The following is a 21,309-nucleotide window of genomic DNA, read 5'->3' as shown; positions in this document are numbered from 1 at the left end:
ACCAACAAGCTACTCATCAATAAAATGATGGGCGATTTCGCTTTGCCGCTCTTGGGGCTTGAACTGATTAAACCTAGGCAAGAACTTATCCCAATCGATGACATGGCTGTTGATTTCCGGCCCATCGATACAGGCGTGCTTGCGTACCAGTTTACCATCTTCCATCACGGGCACCATGCAGGCACCGCACATGCCGGTGGCATCCACCATGATGGAGTTCAGGCTCGCGACACATGGCACCTCATACCCTAGGGTCTGATCGCTAACGGCCCGCATCATCATCGGTGGACCAATGGTGATAACTTCGGCAATGGCCTGTTCAGTGCTAGCGGTATCAGTTTCACTCCTATTAGCTGTGTCAGCATTGCCATCACGGTGTTGGATCAAAAGCGATTCCAGCGGTTTGGTGACGAAGCCTTCAATGCCAAAGCTACCATCGTTACTGGTGTACACGACGTCCAGTAACTCAGGGTAGGCATCACGAAGATTTTCGACCTTGTCGCCTTGCTCTGTCCAAAAACGATGGGCTTTGCCCCTAAATCCGGAAATAAGCGTCACCTTATTCCCGATCGCTAGATGGGCACGCATGATCGGATGAACGGCAGGCAACCCAACGCCACCGGCGGTGAAAATCACACGCTGGTTATCCGGGTGCTTCACAACGTGGCTAGCTTGACCTAATGGACCCGCAATGGCGGCGAAGCTATCGCCTTCTTGCATCTGGTTAATCAGCTTGGAGCTGGTACCAAGGCCTTGAACTACCAGTTCGATGGTGCCGGCTTCGGCATCCCAATCTGCGAGGGTGAGTGGGATTAATTCTCCTTTCTCATCAGCGAGTACCCTGACAAACTGACCAGCTTTGGCCGAGCGGGCAATCAAGGGTGATGTGATGGTGAATTCCACAATTTCATCGGTTAATTGCCGACGCTTGACGATTTTAGGCGCAGTTTGACCAAGCTCGGTGTAGCGGCTGGCTTGTGCGACCAAGCCTTCCACCTCTTTGGCATTGAAATCAACATGGCCCATGATTTCCCTAGCGGCGGCTTGGCCGTCACCCGCAGCCTTAATGGCCGTCGAACCACCACGGGTAGCATCACCACCACTGTAAACGCCACTGACTGAGGTTTCTTGCGAATCTCTGTTCAGTAACAGCGTGCCCCATTTAGAGGTATCCAAATCGGGGTTGGCGTCTTTGACGATAGGGTTCGAGCTGTTGCCGAGCGCCATAATGGCGAAATCGACAGGCATTAACTCGAACTCACCCGTGGACTGAGGACGCCTGCGACCGGAGGCATCAGGCTCGCCAAGCGCCATGACGTCAAGCTTGGCACTGGATAGGAAGTGGTTTTTGTCGCCGTTGAACTCGCAAGGTGAGCGAAGCTCTTTGAGCAAAATCCCTTCTTCCAGCGCATGGTGTAGCTCTTCGACGCGGGCTGGCATTTCTTGCTGGGTACGACGGTAGACAATGGTGACATTGGCGCCTAACCGGCAAGCGGTACGGGCGGCATCCATCGCGGTGTTACCACCACCGATGATCATCACTTCCTTGCCTTCCATATCCGGCATTGGCGTTTCATAGTCGGGCTCGTTGGCGTGCATCAGATTGACACGGGTCAGGAACTCGTTGGCCGACATGATGTTCAGCAGGTGTTCACCCGGCACATTCATGAACCGGGGCAAGCCGGCGCCTGTACCCACGAAAATACGGGTGAAGCCCGCACGTTTCAGATCGGCCAGGGTCGCGGTTTTGCCCACGATATAGTTGGCAACAAAGCGGCCTCCCAAGGCTTTGATTTTCTCAACCACATCGTCAACCAGCTGGTTCGGCAAACGAAACTCGGGGATCCCGTACCTCAGCACCCCGCCCAAGACATGGAATGCTTCAAACACGGTGACGGGGTAGCCTGCCTTGGCTAGCAAATAGGCATTGATCAGCCCCGAAGGCCCTGAGCCAACAATGGCGACAGGCGGCTTGGAGGCTGCCACCCAAGGGTTAACCTCAACCGGTTGCGACGGTTCGCCATTGGTTAGTTCACGCTCTCGCTGGGGTAGGAACCATTCCAACTGGCCGATTTCGATTGGCCTGTCGTTATGGGTACAGACCTCTTGGCACTGAAGCTCCTGCGGGCAGACGCGGCCGGTGACATTGGGCAGCGGGTTGGCATCGCGGATCAGCTCGAAGGCTGCCTTGAAGCGTCCTTCTCCCATTAAGTTAAGCACTTGGGGGATATGGATTTTAACCGGGCAACCACCATCGGTTTCATCGGTAGGGTTGCCGTCGCGGTCACACTTTGGTGCGCCAATTTCACAAGGGCGATCTTCGCACTGCTTATCACGAATAACTTCGAGCCAGACAAACAGTTCGACTTCGCGCAAGCTGTACCCCAATCCCATATACCCTAAATAGCCTTGGCTAACGAGGTCGAAGTCGTTGCGGCGCTCTTCTGCTGGGCGGACATAAGGGGGAATATTATTGCTCCCCGGCCAACCGACAGACAGCCCCTTGAACATCGGGTAGCGCACCGACATATGGGTATCCAGCGCTTGGACGAAGGCGCGTTTTTGCTTGAGTGGAATACGCCATAGATAACGTTGCAGTGCGATACTCAACGTATTGTTCGCAAGCAATAGCTGCCACAGCTTTTCGGTGAACTCGGCGGAGAGCTTGCCTTGCTTCAGCGTCTCGCGAATAAGCTGCATACTCTCTTCGATGACCATTTGCTGAAAGCGCTGCGGGTTTTGCTCCATGCGCCTTAGCATTAGCTCACGTTGGGCATCCGGTAACCCCGATTGTCTCGGCTCCGGCTGGTCAATTGCTGATTTGGTAACTAGTTCAACCATCGCTACACCTCCACTGATGCAGGGGCGTTAAAGTGTATGATTTCAGCATCACACTCATCGGCGATCCTTGCGGCACGCTTGACTAACTCATCGCTGAGTTCAACCGTGTCCAGCGCATTGGGGACCACTTGGCTGATGATTTTCGCTTCGCCATTCTCGACAATCGTCGTCTTCTCAAACAGTTCACCCAACTGCTGATAGCAGGTTTTGCAATCAGTACACTGGCCCTTTTCATCCTCGTTGATAGCAACTAGCGGTAAGGCATCACCATTGGCACTGCTTTCTTGGCTTGCACCTGTGCTACCACTTGATTCGATTTGGGTGACCGGGATGGCATTACCAGCCGTTGGTGAGGCAAACATTGCCAGCTCCGCCAAACCGTTGGCGATGGTTTCGATAGTTTGTTCGTTACTGTCTTGTTCGTGCTGGTAACGCAGTTTCCATTCATCCACTTGAAGCTGGTACTGCTTATCAAGGTTAGTAATGTGCAGCCCGCTCAAGTATTGCAGCATACGCCAGTTGCTTAATCGCTCATCGGTGAGGGCAACGAGTGAGGCCGAGACCTGCAGTTTGACTAAGTGCTGCTGGTGATCGGCTGACCAGATGAACGGCGTTTTGCCGTGGCGCTCATCGGCGTTCATGGCGATGAAGTCGGCTAGTTCAACGGCGCTTTGCTCTTCGCCAATAGGGTTGAAGTGTTTCTTGAAGCGGCCCTCGTACAAGGCAAAGTCGGCCGGGGTAAACGGCACTTGTTTCAATTGGGTCATGCCATCACTGTCGAGGTAGCTGATGGTGTGGGTAGCCCAATCTTGCTGTAGCTCTGGGTTGCCTTCAATCGAGAAGCGCTCTGCCAAGGTCGCGCCTTTACGCGGGTCGTGGACAAATACCGGGTTCATCCGGCTTTCAACCGCCAGGCGTGAGTGTCGGGTACTGGCGTCATCGGCAATACCGTGTTCGCCCATACATGGGGTATAGACATCAAACAGTGCAGGTGCCTCTTGGTAATTGAGGTACTCCATCAAGTTAGCCATGAAGTGGCCCTGCAACGCGGTGGAGGTTTGCACCACCATGACTTTCGGGTGGAAGGTCGCAATAATGCCGAGCTCTTTGCGCGACTCTTGCTTACCACTATGGGCGGCGCCGAAGCGGCTTAAGTCGGAATCTTGCGCGGTGAAGCTAGCAGTAGATGCCTGCCCGCCTGTATTGGAGTAGCTACCGGTATTGAGCACGAAGATCTTGATTGGCGTGCTGGTGGTCAGCAACCGCGATAGGGCACCGAAGCCGATATCATAAGTTGCGCCGTCACCACCGATACTGAACACCGTAGGCAGCAAACCAAGCTCTTGCTCAGACAGCTGGTTCCACTCGAGATAGCGCAGTTGGCGGTCATGCACGTCTGGATCGTACATGTCTTCAAGCTCTAGCTTGGCTGTTCGCAATGCCTTGAACTGCTCAAGCTGGTTGGCAGCTTCACCTTCAAATAGCCCTTTGGCAACCGCAGGGGTATCTTGGAACAAGCTATTTACCCAAGGATCGTTGTAAGGATTGGCAGGGAAGGTGGAGGCATAAACGCTACTACAGCCGGTGGCGTTGGCAATCAAGGCGTCAGATGGCCCATTGCCCGTTGGGCCGTGCTCAAAGTGGTAGAGGCGTTTTTCCAGTACTTGAATGGTGTTCGTAATACGCTCCACGCGTCCTTGCGCTGTTTCGCCACTGGCTAGCGCTTGCTGTTTGTCTTCGAGTTGCTCGATGATGTTTTCAAGGCTAGCAATGTGCGATTGGTAACGCTGTTGCTGTAGCGCTCGGTTAATGGAGGTAACAAGGCGCAGGGCAGTAACCTCGCCACAACCACGACACGCACCATGGCCGGAACTCATCGCATAGTAATTGCTGCGATCAAGCAATAACCGCTTTGATTCGCTGGCATCGGTTACGCCTTGGTGCAAGAAGCGAGGTGGGGTATTTGGCATTTCGGCCAATGTCGAGAACAGCTCATGCATTTGCTGGTTCATTTCTGTGGTTTGGCGCACCTTCAATAGCGCGTTCGGGCCACAGACGTCGACACACTCCATACATCCGCTACATTTGCTTGGGTCAATGGCTACCGAGAAGAAACCGCCGCTGCCCGGAACCGCTTTTTCCATCGCATCAAAGAATGGCTTGGTACGGCTAACCGGTAGCGATTCCAGTGCAACGCACATTCCCGCGATTTGCTGGGTCATACCGTGATCGCCGAAGGACATGGTATCGACGACTTTAGCCACAATCTGATGAAGTGGCATAGACTCGTTCTTCGGTGCATTACGGTAGTAGTGGCGAGCCGCATCCGCAATCGGCGGCATTTGTGCTCTCAGCCTGTCGTGCTGCGCTGGCGGGATATTCAGTTTGTCGATGGCCACAGACAAAATATCGTGCAGTTCATGGACCGCATTAGGTATCGCGCCATCAGGACAGGCAATGGTGCACTCCATACAGCCGGTACATTTATCGGCGTCGAACTTGGGCACATTAAGCCTAAACAGCCCCTTATCTTTGGTGATGGCACTGGCAGGCGGCATGAACATACCCGAACCAGGAATGACAGGCGCTTCGCCAATAGAGCCGTCGGCATAGCGCTTACCTGCAATATTGTTGAAGTAGGAAGGGTCGAACAAACCACAACTGGCTTGGGTTTGCTTTGGTGCTTCTGCCGTTGCGGCATTTGATGCCTCAATGGCGACATCGCTGAAATCTTGGTAGCAGACTTGCTTGGTGGCGTGAATCCCTTCGCGGATCACCGCCATGTTACTTTCAACAACGCGCTCACCCTTGGCACCAAACTTCTTGGCGATTTGCTGGGTGATCCGCTCAAGCATCAAGGTTTCATCGGCGCCCTGAGTAACTTGGGTCGCATGACCACATAGCGCACCGATAAAGGCGATACCCATCATCCTGATTTCAAGATCGGCAGATGGCGCTTGCTCCCTGGCTACCTTGAAGGCATCGACGATATAGAAGTCGATATTATTGTCGCGAATGTACTGGCGTGCCGCTGCCGGGATTTCTTGCCATACCTGCTCTGGCTCGTGGTGGGTTTGCAAGATGAACGTGCCGTTGCGGGTTAGCCCAGCAAGCGGGTTGGTATGCATGAACACCTTGTGATCCGGTGACAGTACCACTTCAACTTGCTGTAACTCGGCATTGGTGATCTTGATTGGCTCTGGCGACAGCGTGATAAAGAAGTTGGTGGGCGCGCCACTTTTTTCCGAGCCGTATTTCGGCATGGACTTGGAGTGCAAGCCTAATGCCCCAGACAGGATGTCAGTGAGCAACTTGCCTGTTGCGATGGTGCCGTAGCCACCAACAGAGTGGAATCTTACCCGTAGGGCTGCGTCAGGAAGCAAGTTAGGGTTATCGCCGGTTTCCAATGCCATTAACTCGGTATCGGGGTAGGCGGCACGGAGTCGGCCTTGGATTTGTTTAAGCTCGCCTTTGGCCTCGGCATCAAAGAACTGGCTGCCCAAATAGTAGAATGGCTTGGGCGCCTCAGCCCGCATATTGTCAAAGGCTGCGATCAAGTGCTTGGGCTGTAGATCATGACCACCAAGCCCGAAGATACCTGTGTTGATCATCGGGATCTGTGCCAATGGCGCTATGCCTTTGTGGCGCGGCTGTTGCACATTTTCTTGCGCCTTGAATAGGGCACGAGAAATACGCGCAGTTAGGCGGGTTTCATCACAGCGTTCCAATACCGTAACGGCTTTTTTCCCAGCGAGCTTTTCGACAATTTGTGCTTCCGGGAAAGGCTGAAGTTGCTTAATCGAAATCACCCCAACCTTTTGTCCTTGCTGGCGAAGATGGCTGGCGACGGCTTCGGCATCGTCGGTGACAGAGCCTAGCCCCACGATGACATAATCGGCATCGTCACATAGGAAGTCCATCACGGGCTGGTAGACGCGGCCTGTTAGTTCACCGTATTCCTGCATGGCTTGCTCGATAAATGCGGCACATCGCTTTGGAAATGGCTGCGGTGATCGACAATACCGGCTTGGTAGTCAGGCTGGTTTTGAACCCCACCAGTCAGCCCGGGGTTATGGGTATCAACGAGGGCAGGAACGCGCTGGCGGGTATTCTTCTCGTAGGCATTGAGCCAAGCCCGTTGCCACTTCTTGTGCAGCAACTCAGGTAACAACGCGACCGTTGGTTCGACGAGCTTGCCTTCGCTATCTTGTTCAATGGCCTCGGCATTAACCGTGATGTAGTTTCTCAACTCATCTAGCTTTTCTGGCCAAAACTGGCTGTGATACTTCTCGATAAATTGGTTGAGTTGCCACACACGCCCTTTGGCACCGTAAAGCAAGCACTGGGCTTCGGTTGGGGCTGGGATACGATCCGACGGATCACCTAGGTAGTGCTTGAGTAGATCAGGCTCGGGCAGGGCGACTTCGCTTTGGATATGGCTGGTGGCAAAGCCGTCCATGGTGTTGGCAACCGGGATCAACGAAAGTGCGCTGATCCGGTATGAAATTGCAGCTAAATCGGCGGCTTCTTGGGCATTACTGGCAAACAGGGTGGTGTAGCCTGCTGACAGTAGGGCATAAACATCATCATGCCCCGCCATGACATTCAGTGAGTGGCGAGAAACAGAGCGGGCTGCGACATGCAGTACGAAGCCAGCGGCTTTCTTACCGACTGTGACGTAATGGGATTCAAGGCCGTAGAGAATACCTTGGCTGGAAGAGGCGTTGGAAATATATTTTCCGCCGGTTAGGGCTGCCCCTAGTGCCCCACTTTGCGCCGAATGTTCGCCTTCTGGTTCGAAAAAGAAGGGATGTTGGCCCCAAACATTGCAACCACCTTGAGCCCGGAAAGCTTCGTAGAGCTCAGAAATTTCAGTTGAAGGGGTGATTGGGTATCCGATGACACCACCGCAGACATGATCCATGACATGGGCGACGGCGCCATTGCCATGGATAACGGTTGGGATGCCGGGATAAATGGGGGTGTCTTGGTACGAATTGCTCCTTTGGGTCAGTGTAGACATACGACATAGCTCCTTGGATTATGGATTTATTATTAGGTCGACTTCCTTATGGCGTCGATTCTTTACTCCTCACCAAAATACGTCACGGCAATCATTGCCTGTTTGCACCTTATCATTCAGAGCATTTTGGTGATAAACCACATAAACCTAGTGATCGCTCTCGAGATGACCGTCGATGCTTATAACTACCCAAGCAGCGTCAAGATGCTTGTAACAACAAGACGTTAGTTACAATTTATTAACCTGAAGCCACTTGGGTATATGAGTTAGATGCTACACTAGTTGCTGATGCATCTTTGCTCACATGGTCACAAAATGAGCACCTTTATTGGCTGAAATTATGAGAATTGCCACACTGGCAGCAAGACAGATATAGATAGGAAAAATAGGAGCGATTTGCACTGAATAGGCAAGAACAGCTGCGAGTGTGTAGCCAACCGTGTGTGACATGGCGATAAAGCCGGAGGTCGCCCCAGGGCTATGCTTGTGTGCTTGGGTCGCGAGGGTGGTGTAGGCTGGCACGAGTAATGCTGCCCCGAATGACAAAATTGCCATGCCGATGGCGAAAAACACCAAATTACCCGTCAAGAATAACGTAGCCCCCAATGCGAGGGTTACCCCGCCAATACGAAACATTTTAGCCGCAGAGAGCCGTTTCTTTTTTATCACAATGACTTGTGTTGCCAGTGTTACCGCAGCACTGAGCGTTAATAGTAGGCCAATGGCGTTACTGATTTCACTACTACTCCAAGTCGTCATGTCGTTAAGAATGGCGGGTAGGGTGTATTGCAGCAGGGCAATAACGATACAAAGAAAAAGCCCCGAAAGAAGGTATGAGGCAAGTGAAGCTGGGGGCAACCAGCCTTTTGATTGCGCAGCTCTTGATGAGTCATTGCTAGTAAATTCGGGCGCTGGCAATGCCCACGCAGCCAGCAGTGCAATGATAGGGAAAACTGCCATGGTGGCCAAAGAGGCATAAGGCGAAATGTTCAGGACAGCGATACAAAATAACGGGCCAACGAGTCGTCCGCTGCTCAATCCGATGCTAATGGTGCCGATAGCTTGCATGCGGTTGTCTTCCCCGCACAGTAAAATTGCCCAATGTTGAAGCGCAGGAACAAGCCCAGCTACGGTTAATCCGTAAATAACTCGGGCGCCGATTAAGCCAATGAGCCAAACCCAGTAAAGGTCAGAAAAAGAATGGCTTAGCTGCGAAAAGCCAAGCAGCATGAAAAAGCTAAGCGCCATGCCCATTAGGGCTATTTTCACAATCGGCTTAGGGCCGCGGCGATCACTGCGTTTTCCCCAATAGGGCGCAGCGGGCAGAAAAAGAAAGCTACCAAGGGCAATAAGCATTGACCATTCAGGGAGACTAAATGCCGAATACTCAATGAGTAAGGGCAACGAGACTAACAGGCCATTCTGTCCAATCCCCATCAAGGTGGCGATGCTGGCAAGAATATACAGCGGGTAGGGCTTTGTGATTGCTTGGACTTTTTCAGTCATGGTGTCTTAAGGTATTGAGCTTATTATTATGATTGGCAGGAGATACTACTCACAATTAGCAACTATGAAAACTATTATCATTGGTATTCCCCTATGTTAAAGTGGCGCCCCAGATTTTCACTCAACAATATTCTGCGATTGGCTCATGTATCAACTTGTCGATGCGTCATTTCAAATTGATGGCAAAACTATTCTTCACCCAACCAATTTGACTTTCAAACCCGGTGCCGTGACAACGTTGCTCGGTCACAATGGTTGCGGTAAATCCACTTTGATTAAGCTATTGAGCCGTCAGAACCCTGCCGCTTCGGGGCAGGTGCTATTTGATCAACAGCCGATCAGTGCATTGTCGAGCCAAGATTTTGCTTTGAATGTTGCCTACCTGCCTCAGCATCCGCCGATCACCGATGGTGTGACCGTCAGAGAGTTGGTGTGCTTTGGCCGCTATCCTTGGAAAGGTGCCTTTGGTCGATACAGTGATCAAGATTACCGCCTGGTGGATGACGCAATCGAAAAAGTTGGCCTAACGCCGTTTGCTAATCGTTTTGTTACCACCCTGTCTGGCGGTGAGCGTCAGCGTGCATGGGTCGCAATGCTACTGGCGCAGCAGAGTAAGTGTATCCTTCTTGATGAGCCAACCTCAGCACTCGATGTTGCCCACCAGTATGAGCTACTTGCGTTGATCCGAGAGCTAAATCAGTCTCTTGGTCTTACCGTCATCATGGTTCTGCATGATGTGAACATGGCAGCCAAATTCAGTGATGAGTTGATTGCCCTTCACACTGGCAAAGTTATCGCCCAGGGTAGCCCGGAGCAGATGATGAACCCAGAGACGCTTCAACAGATATATGGCATGGAACTGGCGTTGTTCAACCACCCTGAAACAGGTAAGCCAATTAGCTACATCCCTTAATCTAAAATGAAAAAGGCTGATATTTTGAAAAAGCTTGTTTTATGGGCGCTGGCGCTAGTGTCATGTTGGGCTCAAGCACAAACCTTTAAACATGAACTAGGTGAAGTCACTTTCGATAAAACGCCGCAGCGTGTGGTGGCATTGGATTGGGTACTAACCGAAGCGGTATTGAGTTTGGGTGTGACGCCCGTTGGTATTGCCGATGTTAGTGGCTACCAAACCTGGGTTTCAGAGCCCGTACTGAGTGATGACGTGATCAACGTAGGTTCTCGCCGCGAGCCGAACCTTGAATTGCTCGCAGAGCTCAAACCCGATGTTATCTTGATGAGCGAACATATGGCGGCGGCCTATCGCCCATTGCAGCGCATTGCACCTGTTATGGTTTATAGTGCCTACAGCAACGACAAGACACCGCTTGAATCTGCAACCCTGATGACCACCCAACTGGGTAAGTTGCTTGATAAAGAGCAACAGGCACAGCAGGTGATTGCCCAGACGAACGACAAACTGGCTAACAATGGTGAAATGGTGCGCAAGCATGTTTCTGATGTTAAGCCTTTGATGTTCGTACGCTTCATCAACGATAAGACATTAAGGATCCATGGTGAAGGCTCCCTTGCCGATGACACCATCACCAAGATGGGGCTAGTGAATGACTGGTCTGCCAATACCAACTTATGGGGCTTTACCACCGCTGGTTTCGAAAAGTTGGCAGAGCACCAGCAAACCAACTTAATGATTTTCGGCCCGTTAACTGAGGCTGAAAAGGGTAATTTGACCAAATCATTGTTGTGGCAGGCAATGGCATTTACCCGTGAGGACACCGTTTATGAGTTACCGGCCATCTGGACTTTTGGCGGCTTGATTTCGGCACAACGATTTAGCGATCACATTACTCAGCAGTTAATTAATACCCATGAGCAGTTCTAATATGATTCAGGCCCAGCCTATCTTTTTCACGCCAAAACGCTTATCGGCATGGTTAGCGCTGTTCGCTGCTATTATTGGTTTGGTGCATTACACCACGCCATATTCGCAAGGCTTGGGTTTATTGTGGCAGACAATCGTTAACTACGATGTCACTAACTATCAGCACCTTATTACCAATATGACTTATCTACCGCGCTTAGCCGTTGCGGTGTTGTGTGGTTTTGCGTTGGCGGTGGCTGGTGCTGTTATGCAGTTCGTATTGCGCAACCCGATTGCTTCGCCAACCACGTTGGGGGTAGCTGCGGGTGCCGAGCTGGGTATGGTACTTGGTTTGTTGCTTATCCCTAGCCAGCTTGTTATTGGTGGCTTTATTCCCGCGTTTCTTGGTGGTTGTTTGGCAACTGCATTGGTCTTCGCCCTGAGTGCCAAGCGCGGCTTCTCGCCGGTACACATGGTGCTAGCAGGTATGGTGGTCAGCTTGTTCTTTGGCTCAATGAACACCATGTTGGTATTGCTCCACGAGCAGCAGCTGGCTAGCGTGTTCGTCTGGGGAGCCGGAACGCTAAACCAAAACGACTGGTCGAGTGCAACCACCTTGCTGCCGCTAGTGACTATCCCGGTTGTGCTGTTGCTCATTTTGCAGCGCCCTTTGTCGGCACTGCAGTTTGGCGATAACGTGGCGGGATCACTGGGTGTGAATGTAAAGCAAATCAAGCTTCTGTGCTTAACCCTGTCTATCTTTGTCACCGCGGCAGTGGTGAGTGAGGTAGGTTTGATTGGCTTTGTTGGCATTGTGGCGCCAGCATTGGCGCGTATGCTTGGCGCACGTGCCCTGCAGCAGCAAATTCTACTCAGTGGATTAATCGGCGCTGTGATGTTGTTGGTGGCTGATTTGATCATTCAGCCATTTTCTGGGGCGGGTGGTGAACTGTTGCCAACAGGTGCGATGACAGCCTTGTTGGGTGCGCCGTTTCTACTATGGCTGTTACAACGCAAGTCGTTGCAGTCAGATTTAAAGGCAAGGGATGAAACCCCGCAAGCCTATCATCATCGTCGTTTCTTGCCGGTTGCGGTAGGTTTGCTTGCTGTATTGATGGCGGTATTAGCCGTGGCTGTGTTGGTGGGCAAGAACCAGCAAGGTTGGACCTTCACCACGTCTTTGTTGGTGTTTGAATTCCGTGCGCCGAGAGTGTTTGTTGCCTTGCTGGCAGGCATTGGCTTGGCATTCGCTGGTACCATTATCCAGCGTGTATCAAACAACCCGATGGCGAGCCCGGAAATTCTGGGTATAAGCTCTGGTGCGGCACTGGCACTGGTGATTGGTGCGATGCTGGGCGTTGCGGTTGAGCGTCATGAGCAGATGTTGCTGGGTACCACTGGCGCATTGTTGGTCACGGGCTTGGTATGGCTACTGGGTAAGCGCCATAACTTTGCACCTTCGCAAACACTGTTAACCGGTATAGCCCTAAGTGCGGGCTTGGATGCCTTCCTTCGTATCGCGATGTCCTCCGGTCAAGATAACGTCCAGGCGCTATTAACTTGGCTATCTGGTTCGACCTACTTGGTGTCTTATAGTGATATTGCACTTCTTCTGGTTGGGGTGATCTTGGTCGGCGGTATTGCACTCGCGTCACACCGTTGGGTTGAGCTCATCGGTTTAGGCGAGGTGACCGCAAGCAGTATCGGGCTGGATTGCCGTAAGGTACGTTTGATGCTGCTTATTCTTGTTGCAGCCCTGACGACCTTGTGCACCATTGTTATCGGTCCGTTGAGCTTCATCGGATTGCTAGCCCCGCATATGGCACGATCGCTAAATCAATACCGTGCTTCCTCGCAAATGATGACGGCGGCACTGATCGGTGGTGTGATCATGGTGGCTGCCGATTGGATGGGCCGGGTATTATGGTTCCCGTGGCAATTCCCGGCAGGACTGCTGGCCTCATTGCTTGGCGGTGCGTACTTCTTGTACTTAATGCGAAAATAGAAAAACGCTTTATCCGTTATCAGCCCTCGTTGGACGCATTGGCAACTATCGCCAATACGTTCAACGAGGGCTTGTTTTTTGGCTGCAAAAACACAATTTATGGTATTCAAGAACGTTTGTGTTTACCATGAGGCTAAGAATTTAGACAAGCTTATGAATCTTATGGACACGACAGCAATCACCCGACTTCAACAAGATTTGTTATCCAAGGTTATTGCCAGGCTCAAGGTTGAAAACGCCCAGGCGGGCAGTAGCCTGAATGAATCTTCTTTGGCGCAGCAATTTGAAGTTTCCAGAACTCCCATGCGGGCCGTGTTAAAGCACCTAGTTGCTCAGGATATTGCCAAGGCGGTGCCATATAAGGGGTTTGTCCTTCAGGTTGATGCAGCAAGCATTGAGACAATCGGCAGTGGCGACAATGAACAGCCTGACCAAGAGCAGCTCTATCTAAGGCTGCTCATGGATTTGTTCTTTGGTGAAATTGAGGACTCTTTTTCTGAAAAAGAGCTACAAGAGCGTTATCAAGCCAACCGTGGTGAGATACAGAGTGTCCTTCGCTTGCTAGAAAACGATGCTATCTTGCGTCGGAGTCCGGGTTATAAATGGCAACTCAACGGGGTCTTGAACACGTTAGACAGACACGCAGAGAGCTATCGGTGTCGGTTGATTTTTGAACCAGCCACCTTACTAGAGCCAAGTTGGGAGTTGGATCGCGAGCTACTTGAGCGGTGCCGTGAACGTCACCTGCAGGCCATTGCCAATCCAGAAAAGATAAATGCCAGCCAGCTTTTTGGCCTAAGTGCCGATTTTCATGAAGCGCTTGTCGCTTGTTCGGGCAACCGATTTTTGCTGAATATCATGCAGCAGCACAACCGCCTGCGCAAAGCGACAGACTTGGTTTCGATGCACTTGCAATCCTCTGTTAGTAAGTCTTGTCAACGTCGCTTGGATATCATTGAACTGGTGCTTGATGGCAATAACCAGGCAGCATCAACCAAATTGGCTCAGCTGCTGGAAAACGATATTCGTGTTATGAAGCGTACCTACAATGATGTTATGAATGTAACGCGAGCACAGCGGGAAAAGCTGATAAATAGTCTTGTCGCTAAAAGCCGTTAATTCAAAAGGCAGCCCGATGGGGCTGCCTTTCCCCTCTATTGAATCCCTCAGTTAACAGACCCTAGTATTCCTCGGCATAAACCAACCTATTTGAATTCTGCGATACAGACAGAATCTCGCCCATATCCATATCCATATCCAGATGAAAATAAATCGCATTTCCGTATTGTATTTTTGAATCGAAAAAACGATAATAATAATTATCATTTAGAGTTGCACAGTTCAGCGCGTGTAGAAAACTAAGAGAAAAAAATGAAAGCCAGCATCAAAAACAGAAGTTTCAAGTATTCCGCTATTGCACTTGCAGTAGCCGCAACCACAACAGCCAATATCGCGGTAGCAGCCCAAGCAGAAGAACAATACACCTCGACAGACGAGAGCATGGTGGTGGTTTCAAGCCGTACACCAAAGGCAATCAGTGATATTCCAGGTACGGTTTGGTTTATCGATGCTGCACAAATCGAAGAACAATATCGTGGTGGCCTAAACCTAGATGAAATTCTGGCGGCAACCATCCCGTCTCTTGATGTCAGCAGCGGTGGGCGTACTCACTCAGGCCAGAACCTGCGTGGTCGTAGCATCATGGTGATGATTGATGGTGTGTCTCTACAGTCTGTTCGCTCGATCAGCCGTCAGCTTGACTCGATTGATCCGTTCAACATTGAACGAATCGAAGTACTATCAGGTGCAAGCTCAATTTATGGTGCAGGTGCAAGTGGCGGTGTTGTAAACATCGTGACTAAAAAAGCACATGCAGAAGACGTGCAATTTGAAAGCTACGTGAGTGGCACCTCTGGCTTTAATTCAGATGAAGACTTTGATTATAAGCTAGCCCAGTCTATTGCTGGTGGTAATGAGAAAGTGCGTGGCCGTGCATCGGTTGCCTACACCAAGACCCAAGGCTATTTTGATGCCGATGGCACCATTGTTACCCCAGACATTTCCCAAGGCTCAACTCAGTTCAACGAAACTGTCGACTTGATGGGTACACTGCAAATCAACCTAGCCGAAGGCCAAAACCTTAACCTGTTGGCTCAGTACTATGACAGCCAGCAAGATTCGCCATACGGCCTGTTCTTCGAGAAAGACAGCGATGGCAACTACCAATTTGTCGAGGTGCGTGATGGTTATTCTGCTGATCGCCAGCAGGGTACACAGCGTGTCATGTTGAGTGCGCAGTACAGCAACACTGACTTTTTCAACCATCAGCTTATTGCCGAGATTTCCTACCGCACAGAAGATCATACCTTCACCCCTTACACTGCGGGCGGTAGTGACTCGCTGGTGCTAAGTTCATCGACTCAAGACACTGATATCTTGTCGGTCAAAACGGCATTAAACAAGTCGTATGATGCATTGAGCCTGACCTATGGTGTTGACGGCTTTATTGACCGTTTTGACAGCGATAATGCGATTTACGATCAAACCACGACGGAAGATACTGGCGGTATGGTTAACGTCATTGACCGTATTGAAGGCCGTTACCCAGGTGTTGATACTTACGCGTTGGCAGGCTTTATCCAAGCCGAGTACGAGCTGACGCCGGAGTGGATTTTACAAGGTGGTTACCGTTATCAATACCTCAACACCAAGATATCAGACTTCCAGAAAAATGAAAGCTCTGACTTTGTACCGGGTGGAGAGACGGATTACGCCGAGAACTTATTTAACCTTGGCACCATCTATCACCTGACGTCATCTTCTCAAGTTTGGGCGAACTTCTCTCAAGGCTTTGATTTAGCAAACCCGGCTAAATACTACGGTAAAGATGCGTCTGTGAATGTGAACGATACCAAGCTTGAAGGTATCAAAACAGACAGCTATGAGATTGGCTACCGTAGCGACTGGGACAGCGTTTCCCTTCAAACGGCTGCGTACTACTCATACTCTGACGGCTCAATCGAATACGCCGATGACCAAAGCATTAGCGGTATCTCTGATCCAAAACGTGTTTACGGTGCAGAAGCGCAAGTTAGCTACTGGGCAACGGACAACCTACAGCTAGGTACAGCAGGCCACTACGTTGTATCAGAAATTAAGGCTGATACAGGCTGGGAAGATTACGAAGCCATGGAAGCGAGTACTTCTAAGGCAAGTGCTTGGATTGGCTGGTATGAGTATGACTACAGCGTGAAACTGCAGAGCCAAACGACGTTTGATTATACCGATGCAGATGATCGCAAGCTTGATGGTTACACCGTTGTGGATCTAGTGGGTAACTACCAGCTTCCTGTCGGTAGCTTGGGCTTTGGTATCAAAAACCTGCTTAACGAAGATTACCTGACAACTTGGAGCCAGCGTGCAATCCACTGGTATGGCGACTCACCAATGTATGAGTACAAAGGCCGTGGCCGTACGTTCACGCTTAACTACCAAGTATCTTACTAATCCCATTGGTTGCGCTTAGTTAGCGTCCCTGGTTAGTAAGCACTGTTAGTAATGACTTGTATGAGAGCACTGATACTGCGAAGTATCAGTGCTTTTTTTGTGGTTGCTAGCCAATAAGATTGATAACCTGCATGCCCTTTTTTGTATTCATTGGTTTATCCCTTGCTTTCTAGACATAAATTCACCTTGGCGGGTTGTACCGCGATTTTGCTTTGGAGCTGTATTGTTGCCTTTATCCGCAATGTTTCTGAGCAGCTGGGGCCTATTGGTGGTGCGGCACTGATTTACACGGTTAGCTCTGTCTTGCTGGCCATTTTCGTTGGCCTGCCTAATCCCAAGCGTTTTTCATTGCGCTACTTGCTAATTGGCGGCGGCTTGTTTGTTGCCTATGAGATGTTCCTGTCATTGGCACTGGGTATGGTGAACTCACGCCACCAAGCTGTTGAGATGGGTGTCATTAACTATTTGTGGCCATGTTTGACCGTTTTGCTGGCAGTGGTTGTCAGTAAAAAGCCAGTTAGCCCTTTGCTTTACCCGGCAATGGCGTTGTCGTTCTTTGGCGTGGCATGGACGGTGAGTGGTGACGAAGGGCTTTCTATCGCCCAGCTGGCTGCCAACGTTGCATCAAACCCTGTGAGTTATACGCTGGCATTCGTTGGTGCATTTCTGTGGGCGGTGTATTGCAACCTTACCAAGCGATTGGCAAAAGGGGAGAACGGTATCACGTGGTTCTTCATCGGCACGGCTATCGCACTTTGGATAAAATATCTGCTGAGTAACGAACCGCCAATGGTCTGGACTTGGCAAGCGGGTATTGATTTGATGCTCGCTGCAACAGTGATGGGGGCAGGCTACGCGCTGTGGAATATCGCGATTATCGGCGGGAACATGGTGATGCTGGCGACTTTCTCGTATTTCACGCCGATCTTCTCGACCTTCCTTTCGGCGATTTTGCTGGATATCGAACTGACTGCCACCTTCTGGCAGGGGGTGGTCATGGTAACCATAGCATCGCTAAGCTGCTGGTGGTTGACCCGCAAGCAATAATAGCGCTAGCGATTAAATGAATACTCAGGGATGAGCCAGCAGCCTCCTTTATTTTGACTACACTCGTTGAAAAGAAGGGGGCTGCTTTGAAACCACTTAAACTGATCCAAATACCTAAATTGGCATTTTCTTTTGGCCTCGTCTTTGGTACTGCCATACTCGCCGCGGACGTGTCTGCCGAGCCAATGAAAGCCACCCTTCAAGATGGCCGCGAAGTCATGTTATATCCGGATAATACTTGGCGTTTTATACCTGAAACTCTAAGTGTACCTGAAAGCTCAAGTGTATCTAAAAAAACAAGTGCATCTTCTGCGGCTGCACTATCTACCTCAACCCCAACCTCAACATCAATATCAACAACTGAGGTTAAGCCCCAAGCTAACCCTAAACCTGTTTCCAATACCGCCCCGATAACGGCCCCAGCAGCATCGGCGACAGTTGCTACTGCTTCAGCGCCAGTGCAAGCGCCGGATAAGGTACAGTCAAGTTCAGTAACACAACCGGGCATAGCAACACCTGATGGCATCTTGATTGAGCCCGGTACGGGCAAGCAAGTTGAGGCCGCACAGCGAAGCGGCGTCACGCTGACATTGGAGCCCGCAAGCTACCAAAACGGCGAACTGTTGATTCCAACGTCGCTGAAAAATGACAGTACGGGTTCCATCGTGTTGGTCGAACTTGCCCTAAAACTGCACAGCGCCAAAGGGGAGCTCATCGCCCGTGAAGATCAAAAGGTGTGGACGTCGATTAAACGTATGCCAGAAACCTACTTTCGCCCCGATACCGAGCGGGAAGGGCGCACTTTACGCTTTAAGGTGTTGTCAGCGAAGCAGTATTACCTAGAGGCGGAAATTACCGAGGTAGATCATTGGTAATATAACAAGGCCACGGTATTAAGCGGTCGCAACCAGCTTTAACTTGGTCTTGTTGATGCTGTGGTATTTCTTCAGCGCCATCTCAATTTTCAGGTTCTCTTCGGCTAGCAATTCATCCAAGTGAAGTGGATAGCTTTCGTCTTGGCTTTTCATATACGCAGCCAACAACTTTACATCATCCGGGCGTGGCTTGTAGCTCAAGTTAGGAAACTGGGTGTAAATGGTCTTAATTGCCTCGCTTATCCCGTCATTTATCAACTTATTTTCTACCCTAGCCATGATTTACTCTGATTAATTATTTAGTAAATGTTTTGCTGAATGTTTGGGCTGCGATTCTAAAAGTTGATTATGACAATGGCTTTGCATTCTTGGTGAATTGTTGTTGCAGTAGAAAAGGGACGAGACGTTGATATTGGTGAGAAATTAAGCCGGACAATGTGGTCCGGCTTTGTTTATGACTAATTACATTATTACTAGCTGCATACTTTATTTCGCGGTGTTAACTTCACTTTGTTTTGGTTGAGTTTGCTTCATGGATTTCTCTTTAACCAAAGTTTCAGGCAAGAAAAACCAAAGTACAGCCCCTGCGAGAGCAACAAGCATTACAACGGTAAATAACCCCTGCATACCCCATGTGCTTGCAGACACCCCAGCGACTAAAGGCAGGCCAATGGTTGAGATTAACCTACCACCATTAAAGGAAATACCGGCAGATAGCGACCTAAACTTGTTTGGGAATAGCTCAGTATAATAGGCACCCCAAGCGCCGGAGAAGCCAAATGACATACCTAATATGACAGATACCAGGTAGAACATGTTGATGCTTTCTACGCCAAGTTTTGAGTAAATAAATATCAGGGCTGAACAAGCAACCATACCTAAAATGGGAATTTTTCTTCCGTAACGGTCTGACATGAATCCCCAGAAGTTATAGCCAATCAGTTGGCCAATACCTTGTATGCTGAAGATGGTACCGGCAGTGGCTGCCGACATGCCCAATACCGTGGTCAGGTAGGTAGTCGCATTGTTGGAAAATCCCGAATACGCGACGAAGTTAGTACCAGACAATAAAATTACGGCAATGCCTATCCAGAGATATTTCCCTTTATACATTTCCAAATAGCTGATCTTGGTATTTTCTACTGCTGCTTCTTCCCTAAGCTTTTTCATATAGGAAGCGTCGTCAGGCACTAAAAATAGTACCAAAGCGGCGCCAATAAGCGGTGGGATAATCGCGGTCCAAACAAGTAGCTGCCAATTTTCATCCCCTAATGCCCCATAGAGCTGACCCGCAAAGATCATAGCGACAGAGAAAGTGCTGGTACAGATTGCAGCCAACTTCCCTCGGTACTTTTGAGGGAATAGCTCGGCAACCAAAGGTATCGAGGTACCAAAAACCCCGCCAAGGCAAAAACCTGTAATAAAGCGCGCTGCCCGCCAAAGCGTGTAATTTTCAGGGCTTAGTAATGGGATATATGTCATTAAGGCATACAGCACTGCTATCGCGATTAAGGTTCTTTTTTTACCGAAGCGCGAGCAACATATCCCCGCGACGATTGTGCCGGGGATTGTGCCAAGAGACATAACAGCAAAGATGGATGAGGCTTGTTGTAGCGTAAAGCCGAACTCATTTACCAATGTCGGCCTTACAAAAATATCCACCATGAAGTTATAACAGTAGAAGAAGTAGACTATTAATATCGCGGCGAATGCGGCCAACCTTCGGGGCATTGAAAGGTGTTGGCCAAGGATAGCGTCTTCTTGCTGATTATCCATTTAGCCTCCGTTTACATTAAGATAGGCGTCGTCTTCTTCCATGTGGATCTGGCGTAGTACGTCCAAACCATCGAATGTGACCCACTCTTCAACCACCAAGCCTTGCTTGACCCTTAATTGGTTGATCCCAAATATTTCAACCGGTTTACCACTCGGGGCGCCAAAGAAGCCTGTGCCTTCGTGTACACCAGATAAACGCCATCTTACTGATACATCCCAATCTTCTCTGCCGCCATTTTGGTTGCATGTTACTCGTTCGATGAGCAGCCTAGAGTTTGGAACAGAGGCGAATAAGCTAACTAAAAAGCCTTGTATTTGGCTTTCACCCAACAGGTCTTTATTGCAGATGGAATGGACAATGGCATTTTCACTATAGAAGTCTTTTACTTTGTTAAAGTAGCGGTAATTCCAGATGTTTTCATACATAGCAATAACAAAGTTACCGATGTCGAACTTACCTTCAGCGTTGGTGATCGTTTTGACGGTGATCTCTGGAGTGAATTGTCCTTTTCGATTTTCCGATAAACCAAACCTGGATTGCAGGGCAGGAGACTTGGTTTTAAATCCCTTGGCCATTTTCTTCGCCAATTCGACAGGATCAAAACCAAGCTGTTTAGCAATGTATAGGTTATCTCGTACTAGCCACTCTTCAACAATACGGTTTCGGTAGACTTTGCAATCAACGGTCGTTCTGAAAAACGCTTTCTTGCCTGTGGCTGGGCCAAAGTTGCTGTCCCCTAGGTTCGTCGCGTTAGATACAATTCGGTGGGATGAGTAGTAATGATCTGCTCCAGCCAGACTGGACACTTCATTAAGCGACATTTTGCTTTTCAAAGTTAACTGGGCTTAGGTACCCAAGAGCACTGTGCCTTCTCGTCTGATTATAATCAACCTCAATGTACTCAAA

At 50.0% G+C, this 21,309-nt stretch carries 14 protein-coding genes and 1 pseudogene; 7 read left to right on the top strand and 8 right to left on the bottom strand.

Annotation, left to right across the window (positions count from 1 at the left end):
* Window positions 1-9: 9 nt before the first annotated feature.
* The 4 genes from C9I98_RS19470 to C9I98_RS19460 all read right to left on the bottom strand — a co-directional run bounded on the left by C9I98_RS19470 (window position 10) and on the right by C9I98_RS19460 (window position 9,370).
* Window positions 10-2,841, bottom strand: a complete 2,832-nt coding sequence (locus C9I98_RS19470; protein WP_051902684.1) for a sulfide/dihydroorotate dehydrogenase-like FAD/NAD-binding protein — start codon at window positions 2,839-2,841, stop codon at window positions 10-12.
* A 2-nt stretch (window positions 2,842-2,843) separates the two neighbouring features.
* Window positions 2,844-6,806: a 2-oxoacid:acceptor oxidoreductase family protein gene (locus C9I98_RS19465; RefSeq protein WP_245907194.1), complete on the bottom strand. Its 3,963-nt coding sequence runs from the start codon at window positions 6,804-6,806 to the stop codon at window positions 2,844-2,846.
* Window positions 6,785-7,864, bottom strand: a complete 1,080-nt coding sequence (locus tag C9I98_RS26900) for a hypothetical protein (protein WP_245907193.1) — start codon at window positions 7,862-7,864, stop codon at window positions 6,785-6,787. Before C9I98_RS26900 ends, C9I98_RS19465 begins: the two co-directional genes overlap by 22 nt.
* A 300-nt stretch (window positions 7,865-8,164) precedes the next feature.
* Window positions 8,165-9,370 carry an MFS transporter gene (locus C9I98_RS19460; protein WP_036831581.1) on the bottom strand — a complete coding sequence of 402 codons (1,206 nt, stop codon included), beginning with the start codon at window positions 9,368-9,370 and terminating at the stop codon, window positions 8,165-8,167.
* A 145-nt stretch (window positions 9,371-9,515) separates the two neighbouring features.
* On the opposite strand from C9I98_RS19460, the gene C9I98_RS19455 reads away from it, so the two are divergent.
* From C9I98_RS19455 to C9I98_RS19425, 7 genes and pseudogenes are all read left to right on the top strand, one after another.
* The gene (locus C9I98_RS19455) at window positions 9,516-10,283 is read left to right on the top strand and encodes an ABC transporter ATP-binding protein (protein ID WP_036831578.1); all 768 of its coding nucleotides are present in this window, start codon (window positions 9,516-9,518) and stop codon (window positions 10,281-10,283) included.
* Between the two features lie 6 nt (window positions 10,284-10,289).
* On the top strand, window positions 10,290-11,213 hold the full coding sequence (locus C9I98_RS19450; protein WP_107272373.1) for an ABC transporter substrate-binding protein: 924 nt from the start codon (window positions 10,290-10,292) through the stop codon (window positions 11,211-11,213).
* Between the two features lie 88 nt (window positions 11,214-11,301).
* Window positions 11,302-13,197, top strand: a pseudogene (gene fhuB / locus C9I98_RS19445) (Fe(3+)-hydroxamate ABC transporter permease FhuB); the annotation flags it as partial.
* A 162-nt stretch (window positions 13,198-13,359) separates the two neighbouring features.
* A complete protein-coding gene (locus C9I98_RS19440; protein WP_036825232.1) occupies window positions 13,360-14,316 on the top strand; it encodes a GntR family transcriptional regulator in 957 nt (318 codons plus the stop codon).
* Window positions 14,317-14,568: 252 nt separating this feature from the next.
* The gene (locus C9I98_RS19435) at window positions 14,569-16,704 is read left to right on the top strand and encodes a TonB-dependent receptor (RefSeq protein ID WP_107272371.1); all 2,136 of its coding nucleotides are present in this window, start codon (window positions 14,569-14,571) and stop codon (window positions 16,702-16,704) included.
* Between the two features lie 162 nt (window positions 16,705-16,866).
* On the top strand, window positions 16,867-17,751 hold the full coding sequence (gene yddG / locus C9I98_RS19430; protein WP_036821340.1) for an aromatic amino acid DMT transporter YddG: 885 nt from the start codon (window positions 16,867-16,869) through the stop codon (window positions 17,749-17,751).
* An 86-nt stretch (window positions 17,752-17,837) separates the two neighbouring features.
* On the top strand, window positions 17,838-18,626 hold the full coding sequence (locus tag C9I98_RS19425) for a DUF3157 family protein (RefSeq protein ID WP_036821342.1): 789 nt from the start codon (window positions 17,838-17,840) through the stop codon (window positions 18,624-18,626).
* An 18-nt stretch (window positions 18,627-18,644) separates the two neighbouring features.
* On the opposite strand, the gene C9I98_RS19420 is transcribed toward C9I98_RS19425, so the two are convergent.
* The 4 genes from C9I98_RS19420 to C9I98_RS19405 all read right to left on the bottom strand — a co-directional run.
* Window positions 18,645-18,905: a hypothetical protein gene (locus tag C9I98_RS19420; RefSeq protein ID WP_036821344.1), complete on the bottom strand. Its 261-nt coding sequence runs from the start codon at window positions 18,903-18,905 to the stop codon at window positions 18,645-18,647.
* 207 nt (window positions 18,906-19,112) lie between these two features.
* On the bottom strand, window positions 19,113-20,402 hold the full coding sequence (locus tag C9I98_RS19415; protein WP_051902131.1) for an MFS transporter: 1,290 nt from the start codon (window positions 20,400-20,402) through the stop codon (window positions 19,113-19,115).
* Window positions 20,403-21,224, bottom strand: coding sequence for a nuclear transport factor 2 family protein (locus tag C9I98_RS19410; RefSeq protein WP_051902132.1), 822 nt, complete (start codon window positions 21,222-21,224; stop codon window positions 20,403-20,405).
* Window positions 21,214-21,309, bottom strand: a 96-nt coding sequence (locus tag C9I98_RS19405; protein WP_146153873.1) for an IS3 family transposase, incomplete at its 5' end; no start/stop codon positions are given. The genes C9I98_RS19410 and C9I98_RS19405, both read right to left, overlap by 11 nt.

Origin of the sequence: Photobacterium sanctipauli (assembly GCF_003026495.1) — a bacterium.
In the GTDB taxonomy this organism is placed as follows: Bacteria; Pseudomonadota; Gammaproteobacteria; order Enterobacterales; family Vibrionaceae; genus Photobacterium; species Photobacterium sanctipauli.
The sequence above is the reverse complement of the archived record's forward strand: the minus strand, read 5'-3'. Positions and strand labels throughout refer to the sequence as shown.

What these genes read in the sequence shown, in the direction of transcription:
- C9I98_RS19460 (WP_036831581.1), bottom strand. Translation starts at nt 9,370, where the DNA reads ATGACTGAAAAAGTCCAAGCAATCACAAAGCCCTACCCGCTGTATATT.
- C9I98_RS19470 (WP_051902684.1), bottom strand. Translation starts at nt 2,841, where the DNA reads ATGGTTGAACTAGTTACCAAATCAGCAATTGACCAGCCGGAGCCGAGA.
- C9I98_RS19455 (WP_036831578.1), top strand. Translation starts at nt 9,516, where the DNA reads ATGTATCAACTTGTCGATGCGTCATTTCAAATTGATGGCAAAACTATT.
- C9I98_RS19415 (WP_051902131.1), bottom strand. Translation starts at nt 20,402, where the DNA reads ATGGATAATCAGCAAGAAGACGCTATCCTTGGCCAACACCTTTCAATG.
- C9I98_RS19440 (WP_036825232.1), top strand. Translation starts at nt 13,360, where the DNA reads ATGGACACGACAGCAATCACCCGACTTCAACAAGATTTGTTATCCAAG.
- C9I98_RS19410 (WP_051902132.1), bottom strand. Translation starts at nt 21,224, where the DNA reads ATGTCGCTTAATGAAGTGTCCAGTCTGGCTGGAGCAGATCATTACTAC.
- C9I98_RS19420 (WP_036821344.1), bottom strand. Translation starts at nt 18,905, where the DNA reads ATGGCTAGGGTAGAAAATAAGTTGATAAATGACGGGATAAGCGAGGCA.
- C9I98_RS19450 (WP_107272373.1), top strand. Translation starts at nt 10,290, where the DNA reads ATGAAAAAGGCTGATATTTTGAAAAAGCTTGTTTTATGGGCGCTGGCG.
- C9I98_RS19435 (WP_107272371.1), top strand. Translation starts at nt 14,569, where the DNA reads ATGAAAGCCAGCATCAAAAACAGAAGTTTCAAGTATTCCGCTATTGCA.
- C9I98_RS19465 (WP_245907194.1), bottom strand. Translation starts at nt 6,806, where the DNA reads ATGCAGGAATACGGTGAACTAACAGGCCGCGTCTACCAGCCCGTGATG.
- C9I98_RS26900 (WP_245907193.1), bottom strand. Translation starts at nt 7,864, where the DNA reads ATGTCTACACTGACCCAAAGGAGCAATTCGTACCAAGACACCCCCATT.